This is a genomic window from Nostoc sp. NMS9, assembly GCF_017114995.1.
Taxonomy (GTDB): Bacteria; Cyanobacteriota; Cyanobacteriia; order Cyanobacteriales; family Nostocaceae; genus Nostoc.
This window is the reverse complement of record NZ_JABXKL010000012.1, coordinates 1-12,112: the sequence shown is the minus strand read 5'-3', so window position 1 is coordinate 12,112 and position 12,112 is coordinate 1. Positions and strand designations below refer to the sequence as shown.

Sequence of the window (12,112 nt, the reverse complement as noted above, 5' to 3'; positions counted from 1 at the left end):
ATACTTTTAACTGCTTATTTTCCCTAACTCATAAAAAAATGGGCGAACCGGGAGTTAATACACAATGTGCCATAGAATTCTTGCATAAATCACAAAATTTGAACCCCACCCCGTCAAAGCTACGCTTTGTCTCCCCTCCCTTTGCTACTACGGTGTATACACAAGTCAAATTACCCCCCTTAATCCCCCCTTGGAAAGGGGGGAAACAGGAATCTAGTTCCCTCCCCTTTCCAAGGGGAGGGTTAGGGTGGGGTAAACTCACGATCTAGTGAACGATATAATATCCCTTGCCCAAGTAGACTCTACTTAAGCCCACCAAACAACGAATGGGCAAACAAAGCAGCTTGAGTGCGATCGCGTAAACTCAACCGACTCAGAATATTGGTAACATAATTTTTAACAGTATTTTCTGAAAGAAACAGCGATTCGGCAATTTCACGGTTATTAGCTCCACAAGCAATTAACCGCAATACATCTAATTCTCTGGCTGTGAGTTGCGCTAATTCTGGAGGGGGTTGCACAGACTGGACAGGTGCGGTAATCGGCGTGAGTGCTTTCTCAAACAATCCCGGGCCGAGTAGGGTTTGTCCCTTGTAGACGGATCGAATTGCCAACATTAATTCATCTGGTTCGGTGTCCTTGAGCAAATAGCCCTTTGCACCCAGCCGCATCGCCTGGAAAACATACTCATCATCATCGAAGGTAGTGAGGACGAGAACCTTAATGTCAGGATATTGTTGAGCGATCGCTTTTGTGGTGGCAACTCCATCCATTACGGGCATTCGGATATCCATTAGCACAATATCGGGTTGCAGTGCAGCAATTTGTTCGAGTGCCCGTTGCCCATTCTCCGCCTCACCGATTACCTGCATCTCTGTATTGGACTCAAGCATACTCTTAAGTCCCTGACGAATAAGATGCTGATCGTCAACTAATAAAATCCGAATCATAAGCTAAAACACCAACAGCTTTGAGAGTGGCAAAGAAACAGAAATACAGCAACCTGTTCCTAGTTGACTGTGGAGATTCAACTGGCCGCCCAGTGCAACCGTCCGTTCTCGCATCCCTTGTAATCCAAATCCGGTTGTATTTTGAGTGGGGTTAAAACCTTTTCCATTATCTTCGATTGACAGATGAATCATCCCAGCGTGAGCTAGAAGTTTAACGGTGACACTCGTCGCCTGGGCGTGTTTGCAAATATTTGTCAGCGATTCTTGCACAATGCGGTAAAGGGCTGTGTTTACTTCTGTTGGTAAAGTGTACGGGAGATCAATTTTACAAGATGGTTCAATACCTGTGGTTTGCTGAAAATCTATCAACAGCTTTTCAATGGATGATTTGAGAGATTGCCCTTGCAAAGGATTTGAACGCAAAACCGAAAGCGATCGCCGAATTTCTAGCAGCGCCTCAGCCCCTAGTTCTTTTGCCTGTTTGAGAAATGTCAATGCTTTATCATTATTTGATTGCCAAAACAACAGAGTATTATTAATCTGAATGGTTTGGGCGGCGAGAGTGTGTCCCAACCCATCATGAATTTCGCGGGCAATTCGGTTGCGTTCCTGCAAGGTTGCCTGATCTTCAATCCGCAGGGCATACTGGCACAGTTGTTGATTGATGATCTCTAATTGCTGATGGGCAATTTCTAACTGCTCTCGACTTTGGCGCTCTGCAAGCAGAGCATTAATTAACAATAAAGCGAATACTAACGTTAAGCTAAACAATAATATATTACTTAATCGCCAATCCCAGGACATCAGGACCAGCTTATCTGGCATAAAATTCTCAGGTACAATCGGTCTTGATAAAAGCAGCGTTCCATAAGAAAGCAGAGATAAAATCAAGACAGCCAACTGTCCCGATCGCTTAAATATGAGACAACTCCGCATCACCAGTACCAGACACAGCAGGAAAACGGAGCGAGTCGATAAAGTATGTTGAGTCGCTGGCAGCAAAATTAAACCGAATTCCAGGGCTGTATAAATTAATTTGGTTTCCGGCTTCACCATTGGTAGCCTCAAACCCATCAAGCTGAAAGTTGCGATCGCCAGAACTCCTAGCGGCAAAGACCAGGACAACTGAAACGGCAGCAGAACTTCCATAAACACTGCCGTGGCTAATAACAGCCACTCTAGGTAAAGCAACAAACGGAAAGTTGGGTAGGTCAAGCTAACCATAGAACTGTTCCAACTCAATGGTCTTTGTAACAAAACCATAGGTATTTTCACTATTTTAGAGGGAAATAGGTACAGAAGGCAGGAAGCTGAGAGATAAGTGCTGTTTAGATAAAACTCTCCTTTCTATATAACGAATCTGTCTCTAGTATCGGTAGAGCCGTTCCGACTAATTAATTATTTCTAAATTAGGAAAAAAGTCACAATAACTTGAGTACTTTTTTACTGGTCAGGTTAGGAATTCTAGCTCATGTGCAAACTCATTCCAACTTCTAAGATTAGCTGGTGTGAGTAAAGCAGCAAGTTTTCAAACATCTTCTCACCGAAATTGAGTCAGAACAGTTCTATTACACACAAAAAAACAAGAGAAATAAATGATTAAAAAACAGATAATTTTACCAAGCCTGCTATTTGCAACTATCCTAATTGGAGGAATGACAGGTTGCAGCAGTTCTAAATCTCCAGATGTATCTCAAGGGAATGATTCTGGCACAAAGGTATCTGATACTTCTACGACAAACTCTCCAGCATCGAATACGGCAGAACGCGCTCAAAAGCGTGAAGAAATTCGCAAGCAAGTTGAGGCAGTTCTCACCCCAGACCAGGTAAAGGAATTGTCAACGAAATTACAACAAGGTGAAAAAATGCGTAAAGCAGTGTTGAGCCTGAATCTTACCACTGAACAAAAGACTAAAATTCAGGATATTTTTAAAACTGCCTATCCCCACCGTAAAGGAAAATCTCAAGATAATTCTTAGTAGTTTTATCAAAACAGAATTCAGGAGTCAGTCGTCAGAATTCAGAAGTAATTATCTGTTAGTGGGGTATTCAGCCTTTCATTGATTGCATTCTGAATTATGGGTTATTCTTCAATAATTTAAGTATGTTTAAACAAAAATTTCTCGTCAAGATAGAACTGGCTGTTATCGCAGTAATCCTTGTAGGAACTAGTCTTTACACTTCCAAAGCTCTAGGTAAACCACAACCTAGCTCTCAAAAACTGGTGGATGAGGTGTGGCAAATCCTAGATAAAAACTATGTTGATGTCAGCTTTAACCATCAAGATTGGCAAGCAATTCGACAGCAGTATCTTAGCCGTTCCTATAGTTCCAAGAAAGAGGCTTATGGGGCGATTGAAGAAATGGTGGCGAAATTAGGCGATCGCTACACCGAGTTTTTTGACCCACAAGAATTTAAAGCCCTAAATAATGATATTTCTGGCAACCTCAGTGGCGTAGGGCTGGAACTGGCACAGAATGAAAAAACTAAAGCCTTAACTGTTGTCGCCCCAATTCAAGGAACCCCTGCTTTTAAAGCGGGTATTTTGCCGGACGATGTAATTGTCCAAATTAACGGTCAAAAAACTCAGGGGATGAAAATTGAGGATGCGGTGAAGCGGATTCTCGGCCCAGTGGGAACCAAGGTAGTACTCATGATTCAACGGGGTAGCCAATCGCAAACTTTCCAACTTACCCGTGCAAATATTGCTATTCATCCTGTAACTTACAACACGCAAACCACAGCATCAGGTAAGATTGGTTACATTCGTTTGCCAGAGTTTACGCAAACTGCCCCCGCAGAGATGCATCGGGCAATTCAAGCATTAGAAAAACAGCAGGTGCAGGGCTACGTTTTGGATTTGCGTTCCGATCCAGGTGGACTGCTGGATGCAAGTTTGCAAATTGCCAGTATGTGGTTGAAGCAAGGGGCGATCGTGTCTTTGGTAAATCGAGACCAAGTGAAAGAAAGCTACAATGCGTCGGGACATCCTCTCACCGACAAACCCTTAGTAATACTCGTTGATAAGGGATCTGCTAGCGCCAGCGAAATTCTTTCGGGAGCGCTGCAAGATGATAATCGCGCCACTTTAGTAGGGACTCGCACCTTCGGTAAAGGTTTAGTTCAAGCCGTAGAGCCACTGGAGGATGGTTCGGGGCTGAAACTAACGATCGCTAAATACTACACACCGAAAGGTCGAGATATCAATCATGTTGGCATTGCCCCAGATATTAACGTGGATTTAACCGAGGCACAACAGAAAGCCTTAGTGCAAAACCAAACTTTGGCGACATTAGCCGATCCTCAGTATGCTAGCGCCGTTGCTGACCTAAGCAAATTGATTCAGTCTGGAGCCAATCATGTGAGTTTGCAACATGGGAAATGAAGGAGGCAGGGGGCAGAAGGTTTTATTTTTTTACCTCAGTTGGGGATTCAGACCTCTTCTGAATAAGCAGCCCAAATTTTCAATTTAGTGGGGGTCTTAAACCCAAGACCCATCTGATCGTGACAGGAAACAAAGAGCAGTTTTCCTCCTGCCTTCTGCCCGACGCTCTCTACGAGATGCTACGCGTAGCTTGCTTCTCTGTAAGAGTACGCGGACTCGCTAAGGCTGCGCTATCTGCCTCCTGCCTTCCTTAACAAATCAGGAACTGTAGTTTTCTATCATGTCAACCCGCAAAGCCCAACGACTTCAAATTTGTGAACCAGTCCCAGGTTTGCAAATCCTGGTTCAACTTAGTAACATTCCTTTAGTGCGGACAATCATAGTTATTGTTACCCACCATCAGCTAGCGATCGTCGGGCTTGTATTTGTTGCCACCTTGGTTTTTGCTATGCGGGAAAACGCCCCTTGGCTGACAGTACCTAAACAGGTAGCGATTGAATTCTTTTCTGCTGTATCCCAGTCCCTAGCTGCTTTATTGGGGGTGTTAATTGTTTTCCTCACCTTTACTAGTCAGTTGATCGCTCAAAGGAGATATGAGGACTACTATACACTTCAGATTCAGATTGACCAACTGATTCGTCTAACTCAGTCTCTTCCACCCGAACTCAGTAATTTTGATAAAACTCTGATCGCACTGATTAACTATTTAGTTCCTTTACATTTAAAGGATTTCCCAATCTGGTCAACTAGCTCTCAGGTGCTACCTTGGGACAAGCTTTTAGATAATTTCAAGAATGAACATGAATTGACGCAAGTACAGCAACAATGTTCCTTAGCTACGCATCTGCACCAACAACAAATTCTACTGGTCATCAATAACATGGAAGAAATTCTGGAGAGATTTTCCAAGCTTTACAATCGCATCCTAGAGATGAGCCGTTTCATTCTTGCAATTGTCAAGCTGTCCTTTCTTCTGGGAGTTTCTCTCGTGTTTTTGCTGTTATTTGGCATTATCGATTTGCAAAGGAAATTTCCCGATCTCAGCCTACCTGTAATTGTTTCTTTAGCAATTTGGGTATTGATTGCTCTCTTGGAGTTAGTACTCGATACCTGGTTTTTTTATAAAAATCTCTATGGTTCATCGAGTCACTATCTGCGCTTTTTCCCGAATAAAAAATACCCTAATTAATAGACAGAGGCTAACTCAACATGAGTAACTTAACATCATTCCCAGATACTAAAGCTATTAACACAAGCAAAGCATCTCAATTTACAAATGATACAGTACGTGCTTATCTTCAAGAAATTGGGCGGATACCTCTGTTAACCCAGGAGCAAGAAGTTTTTTTTGCCCAACAAGTTCAGCAGATGATGAAAATACTTGCTGAATCCGAAAAACTGACTGTTGAATTAAATCGTACCCCCACACTGTCAGAATGGTCTGACCAGATGCAGTTAAGCGAACAGGAACTACTTCAAAAGCTAAATCAAGGGAAAAAAGCCAAGCAGAAAATGATGGCGTCTAATCTCCGGCTTGTGGTGTCAATTGCCAAGCAATATCAGAGACGGAACTTAGAACTGATGGACTTAATTCAAGAAGGTACTTTGGGTTTGGAAAGAGGGATTGAGAAATTCAATCCGGCTTTAGGATACAGATTTTCAACCTACGTTTACTGGTGGATTCGTCAAGGAATTACCAGAGCGATCGCTCAACAAGGACGCGCAATTAGATTACCCATTCACATCAATGAAAAGTTAAATAAAATTAAGCGGGTTCAGCGAGAGTTATCTCAAAAACTGGGTCGCGTTCCTAGCACTACGGAAATTGCTCATGCACTTTCTTTGGAGCCTAGTCAGATTCGGGAATATCTAACTTTGGCTCGTCAAACTATCTCTCTCGATCTTCGAGTTGGCTCAGACAAAGATGTAAAGTTAGAAGATTTAATAGAAGATTATAGATATTCTGAAAATGGCTATACTACTGAGCAATCTCTCAATCAGGAACTTGAAGACTTATTGTCAAGTTTATCTAAACAACAACAAGAAATCTTAAACTTACACTTTGGTTTAACAGATGGAAATGAACTTTCTCTAGAACAGATTGGTCAGCGTATGGGTATTAGTCGTGAACGAGTCAGACAGATAGAAAAACAAGCTCTCCACCTTCTGTATCGGCAGCTAAGAAGTAATAAGTAAGCATCGGTAAAAATAAAGTATTAATTAAGATGATGAGAGATTTTGAATATGATTACTTAAAAGGTATTTAAAAATATTATTTGTTTGATTTGAAATCGACAAAATCATCATTATTTGACAAGGTACATTGAGTAAACCGGAAAAACTAATTATTTAGATGTGCCGTTTCAAATGAAATTGGTATCAGCGGGAGTTGAGGTGGTAAAGGATTTCACAGTTTTTAAACTAAAATGCATTGGAGGTTCTGATGAACCATGAAATTTCTAACGAGCGTTTGACTGAGAACAGCATAGAACCGGAGCTACCGCGATCGCCAAAAAAGAAAAAAATTCGTTTGGTAATTTTGGGCGTGCTGTTACTGGCTGGGCTGGGTTTTTTTGGTATCTATGCGGGTGCAGCCAAGTCCGACAAAACTCAAAAATCTGGGCGTAATCGGCAGCAAGTGACACCTGTAACCGTGGCAATGGTGACACAAAAAACGGTTCCGGTACAACTACAGGCGATCGGTAATGTGCAATCTGGGTCTACGGTTGCGATTACGCCCCAAGCTAGTGGACGGATCGTTGGAGTTTATTTCAAGAAAGGTCAAGATGTAAAAAAGGGACAACTTTTGTTTACCCTGGATGACCGATCGCAAGCTGCTGCAATCCAGCAAGCTCAAGGAACTGTAGCAAAAGACCAAGCCTCGGTACAACAAGCTAGAGATGCGTTAACTAGAGATTTGGGTCAGGTAGACCAAGCTAGAGCCACTTTAGTCAAAGACCAAGCCTTAGTCCGACAAGCCGAGGCGAATTTAGCCAAGGATCAAGCACAAGCAGAATTTGCTCAGGGACAGAGCGATCGTTATGGTGCGTTGTATAAAAAGGGCGCGATTAGTTTAGATCAAGCACAGCAATACGTTTCTAACAGTAAATCGGCTACAGCAACACTTCAGGCAGATCGAGAAGCGATCGCTAATGCTGAGGCTGTTTTGAAAAGCGATCGAGTGGCGCTGACTAATGCCGGCGCAGTTGTCAAAGGGGATCAAGCTGCGATCGCTAATGCTCAGGCTGTTGTCGTTTCAGACCAGGGAGCATTAGACAATACCAAAGTGCAATTGTCTTACGCCAAAATTTATGCGCCGATTGATGGTCGCGCTGGCAATATTCTCGTGACTCAGGGCAATGTGGTGCAAGCCAACAGCACGACTCCACTTGTTACCCTCACCCAAATTCGCCCGATTCAAGTCGCTTTTTCCATTCCCGAAACAAATCTGCCCCAGGTACAAAAGTATATGCAGAATGGCAAGCTGAAGGTAGATGTGACGTTCCCCGATAATCAAGCTCATTCAATACCAGGTATTTTGACATTTGTCAATAACACGGTTGATAACACCACGGGAACAATTCAACTAATTGGTGACTTTGACAACACTCAGGGACACTTGTTTCCCGGTCAATTTGTCAATGCAACCCTAACGCTAACCGAAGAACCGAATGCAACAGTTGTTCCCTCCCAAGCCGTGCAGAATGGCCCCGATGGACAGTTTGTTTTTGTAGTTAAGCCAGACATGACGGTAGAAAATGTTCCAGTTACAATTAGCAGCACCATTCAGGGGCTAGATGTGGTTCAGAAAGGGCCGCGACCAGGCGATAAAATTGTCACCGATGGTCAAGCGAATCTCGTTTCGGGTAGCAAAATCCGCATCAAAACAAGCGCCAATGACTCAAATGCAGGTGAAAATTCCTCGAAGTCAAGAAGAGGAAGGGGCACAGGGGGCAGGGAGCAGGGGGGAGAATCCCCGAAGTCAGGCGGAGGTGAATCATGAACCTTTCGGAACCATTTATTCGCCGCCCGATTATGACAACTCTGGTGATGGCGGCGATTTTGATCTTCGGTTTCATGAGTTATCGGTTGCTGCCAATCAGTGATTTACCAAGTGTGGATTATCCCACAATTCAGGTAAGTGCTTCCCGACCAGGAGCCAGCCCGGAAACAATGGCAGCATCGGTTGCCCGTCCTTTAGAAAAGCAATTTTCCAGTATTGCTGGACTCGATTCGCTTAACTCAACTAGCACTCTGGGACAAACTCAAATTACCCTGCAATTTAACCTGAGTCGGAATATTGATGATGCAGCGCAGGATGTGCAAGCAGCGATATCAGGAGCATCAGGGCAAATTGCGACGGATTTACCCAATCCTCCTACCTACAGTAAGGTTAACCCCGCAGACCAACCGATTCTTTACCTTTACCTCGACTCTCCCACTCTGCCGCTTTCCCAGGTAGATAATTATGCCGAGACTTATCTGGCGCAAAAGCTATCTACAATTAATGGGGTGGCACAGGTAGCTGTCTACGGTTCCCAAAAGTATGCGGCTCGAATTCAACTCGATCCGCAGCAATTGGCAGCACGGCAAATTGGGTTAGATCAGGTGGCGACGGCGATTCAACAGGGTAACGTCGATTTGCCCACTGGCAGTCTTTCGGGAAATCACAAGAACTTTACAGTCCAAACTAACGGTCAACTCCAAGATGCGGCTGCTTATCGCCAGTTGATTGTGTCTTACAAAGATGGAATGCCCATCTATCTCAATCAACTGGGTAGGATTGTTGATAGTGTAGAAAATGACAAGGTAGCAAGCTGGTACAATAACACCCGCGCGATTATTCTCACCATTCAAAGACAGCCTGGAACCAATACAGTACAAGTTGTAGACACGATTAAGAAATTGCTCCCGAATTTGCGAGACCAGATTCCAAAATCCGTGGAAATTGGGATTCTGTATGATGCGTCTCAGTCAATTCGAGATTCGGTGGATGATGTCAGATTTACCTTGATTTTGACGATCGCTCTAGTTATCTTAGTGATTTTCATATTTTTGCGGAACCTCTCGGCGACGGTGATTCCTAGTTTGGCATTACCCGTTTCGCTGATTGGAACCTTTGCGGTGATGTATTTGCTGCACTACTCACTAGATAACCTATCACTGATGGCGTTGACCCTTTCGGTGGGCTTCGTAGTAGATGATGCGATCGTCATGCTAGAAAATATTGTCCGTCACATGGAAATGGGGGAACGTCCGTTAGAAGCGGCGTTGAATGGGTCGAGAGAAATTGGTTTCACCATCCTATCGATGACCCTTTCCTTAGTTGCAGTCTTCATCCCTATGTTGTTCATGAGTGAAGTCCTGGGACGATTATTTCATGAATTTGCTGTGACGATCGCAGTTGCAATTCTCGTATCTGGTTTTGTGTCTTTGACTCTGACTCCGATGTTGTGCAGCCGTTTTCTGCGTCCTGTGGATCATGCTAATCAAAGTCGTTTATATCAAGCTTCAGAATATGTATTCGATCGCTTCCTCGGTTTGTACGATTGGAGTCTCAAAAAAGTCTTAAAATATCACCGCACCACAATGATTTTATCTGTCGTTCTATTGGCAGTGACAGTTGGGTTGTTGGTGGTAGTTCCCAAGGGCTTTATTCCTAGTGAAGATACCGGACAAATTACAGGTATTACCCAAGCAGCAGAGGATGCCTCTTTCGATAATCTTGTCCAGCATCAGCAGACAGTTGCTAACCTGATCCGCCAAGATCCAAATGTAGATGCAGTCAACTCCAATATCGGGGCGGGAGCGAGTGCTAGTGGCAGTGGGGCAGCAGTTGCAGCCAATTCCGGGAGTTTGTTTATTCGGTTAAAACCGCGATCGCAGCGCCAACTTGGGGCCGACGAAATCGTGCAAAATTTGCGAACCAAACTTGCCACTGTTCCAGGCATCCAAGTATTCTTACAAAATCCTCCAGCGATACCCATTGGCGCTCAACAAAGCACAGGACTTTATCAAATAGCACTTCAGAGTTCTGATGTCAAACCCTTGCAGGAATATGTTCCCCAACTTGTGATTAAGATGAAGAACTTGCCAGAACTCCAGGATGTCAACAGCGATTTACAATTTGCTTCCCAGATTCAAATTGACATTGACCGCGATAAAGCCTCAACTTATGGGATTACCGCCGAGCAAATCGAAAATACCCTTAGAAGTGCTTACGGTTCCTACCAAGTGTCAACCATCTATGCAGCAACCAATGAGTATCAGGTGATTTTGGAATTAGCACCGCAATATCAGCAAGATATCAATGCTCTGTTGACGCTATACATTAACTCCAGCACAGGAGTGGCAGTTCCTCTGAAGACATTCGCCAAACTATCTCAGGGAGTCAGCCCGTTAATGGTCAATCATAACGGTCGGATGAACGCCGCTACCATTTCCTTTAACCTCGCCCCCGGTGCGTCCTTGGGAAATGCCAACCAAAAAATTGCAGAACTGATTAATCAGGTGATTCCTAAGAGCATTAGCACCAGCTTTCAGGGCGCAAGCCAGGTATTTCAAAGTTCACTGCCAAGTTTGGGTTTACTGTTAGCGATCGCCATCCTAGTAATTTATCTAATCTTGGGTATTCTCTATGAGGATTTCATTCACCCAATTACGATTCTTTCTGGTTTGCCTTCAGCAGGTTTTGGGGCATTGTTAACACTGATATTATTCCATGTCGAACTCAATGTTTATTCTTTCATCGGCATAATTCTCTTAGTGGGCATCGTCAAGAAAAACGGGATTATGATGGTGGACTTTGCAATTGTTGCCCAGCGAGAAGAATTGAAAAAGCCATCTGAGGCGATTTATCAAGCCTGTTTGGTGCGCTTCCGTCCGATTATGATGACGACAATGGCAGCATTAATGGGAACCTTGCCCATAGCGATCGGATTTGGGGCTGGCTCAGAATCCCGTCGTCCTTTAGGTATTGCAGTTGTCGGCGGACTGGTGTTTTCTCAGATATTGACGCTGTATTTAACACCCGTGTTCTATATCTACATGGAATCATGGCGGAAAAAGCTTAGTCAAGTTAAATTCCGTCGGGTATTTTCATTTTCAGATGAGCGATCGTGATATTCAACAAGCAATATCAGTCTTTCACATATACTCGATTTAACATCAATTCTGCAAACGAAGGCTACAGATTAAAATAATTTGTAATTACGAATTACGAATTAGCACCACACTAAAATTTAGATATTAGCGTTTTTGGAATAATTACACTATGACTTTAGCAATAGAACAAGAAATTCCTCCCTTAAGTGAAGATGCAACAGGTGCAATTCGGGTAGGTAATACAAGGGTTTTACTAGAACTAGTGATTCGTACCTTTCAAGATGGTGCATCCCCTGAATCTATTGTTGGGCGTTACTCATCCTTGTCATTATCTGATGTATACCTGACAATTGGCTACTACCTTCGACATCGAGATGCTGTGGAATTATACCTCGAACAACGTGAACAATTAGCTGAATCTGTTCATCAACGTCTTTCAAATGTTCAACCTGATTTGAGCCTAATTCGTTCTCGCTTATTAGCCCAGCAATAATCTGAAAAATGTCAATGCTGAAGTTATTGAGCGATGAAAATTTTAATGGCGATATTGTGCGAGGACTATTTCTGCGTCAACCGAATCTTGACTTACTTCGCGTTCAGGATGTTGGTTTAAAGGAAGTAGTGCGATTCGTTGGCTAGAAACTAGAACCTAATAAGGTTTCGGAGGATTAGC

10 protein-coding genes are annotated in these 12,112 nt (G+C 43.4%); 8 read left to right on the top strand and 2 right to left on the bottom strand.

Features of this window, described 5'->3' with window-relative positions:
- Positions 1-302: 302 nt before the first annotated feature.
- Both HWQ40_RS04470 and HWQ40_RS04465 read right to left on the bottom strand, forming a co-directional pair.
- Positions 303-950, bottom strand: a complete 648-nt coding sequence (locus tag HWQ40_RS04470) for a response regulator transcription factor (protein ID WP_292775211.1) — start codon at positions 948-950, stop codon at positions 303-305.
- Positions 951-953: 3 nt separating this feature from the next.
- A complete protein-coding gene (locus tag HWQ40_RS04465; RefSeq protein WP_292775210.1) occupies positions 954-2,174 on the bottom strand; it encodes a sensor histidine kinase in 1,221 nt (406 codons plus the stop codon).
- Positions 2,175-2,545: 371 nt separating this feature from the next.
- Here HWQ40_RS04465 and HWQ40_RS04460 point away from each other — a divergent pair, with 371 nt between their 5' ends.
- From HWQ40_RS04460 to HWQ40_RS04425, 8 genes are all read left to right on the top strand, one after another.
- The gene (locus HWQ40_RS04460; protein ID WP_292775209.1) at positions 2,546-2,929 is read left to right on the top strand and encodes a hypothetical protein; all 384 of its coding nucleotides are present in this window, start codon (positions 2,546-2,548) and stop codon (positions 2,927-2,929) included.
- Positions 2,930-3,054: 125 nt separating this feature from the next.
- Entirely contained in the window at positions 3,055-4,335 is a 1,281-nt protein-coding gene (locus HWQ40_RS04455) for a S41 family peptidase (RefSeq protein WP_292775207.1), read from the top strand.
- A gap of 280 nt (positions 4,336-4,615) precedes the next feature.
- Positions 4,616-5,524 (top strand): hypothetical protein, encoded by a 909-nt coding sequence (locus HWQ40_RS04450; RefSeq protein WP_292775206.1) that lies wholly within the window; start codon positions 4,616-4,618, stop codon positions 5,522-5,524.
- 20 nt (positions 5,525-5,544) lie between these two features.
- The gene (locus tag HWQ40_RS04445) at positions 5,545-6,531 is read left to right on the top strand and encodes an RNA polymerase sigma factor, RpoD/SigA family (RefSeq protein ID WP_292775205.1); all 987 of its coding nucleotides are present in this window, start codon (positions 5,545-5,547) and stop codon (positions 6,529-6,531) included.
- A 247-nt stretch (positions 6,532-6,778) separates the two neighbouring features.
- On the top strand, positions 6,779-8,338 hold the full coding sequence (locus HWQ40_RS04440) for an efflux RND transporter periplasmic adaptor subunit (RefSeq protein WP_292775204.1): 1,560 nt from the start codon (positions 6,779-6,781) through the stop codon (positions 8,336-8,338).
- On the top strand, positions 8,335-11,457 hold the full coding sequence (locus tag HWQ40_RS04435; protein WP_292775203.1) for an efflux RND transporter permease subunit: 3,123 nt from the start codon (positions 8,335-8,337) through the stop codon (positions 11,455-11,457). Before HWQ40_RS04440 ends, HWQ40_RS04435 begins: the two co-directional genes overlap by 4 nt.
- A 151-nt stretch (positions 11,458-11,608) precedes the next feature.
- A complete protein-coding gene (locus HWQ40_RS04430; RefSeq protein WP_292775201.1) occupies positions 11,609-11,932 on the top strand; it encodes a DUF433 domain-containing protein in 324 nt (107 codons plus the stop codon).
- A 14-nt stretch (positions 11,933-11,946) separates the two neighbouring features.
- Entirely contained in the window at positions 11,947-12,078 is a 132-nt protein-coding gene (locus tag HWQ40_RS04425; RefSeq protein ID WP_292775200.1) for a hypothetical protein, read from the top strand.
- Positions 12,079-12,112: the final 34 nt, after the last annotated feature.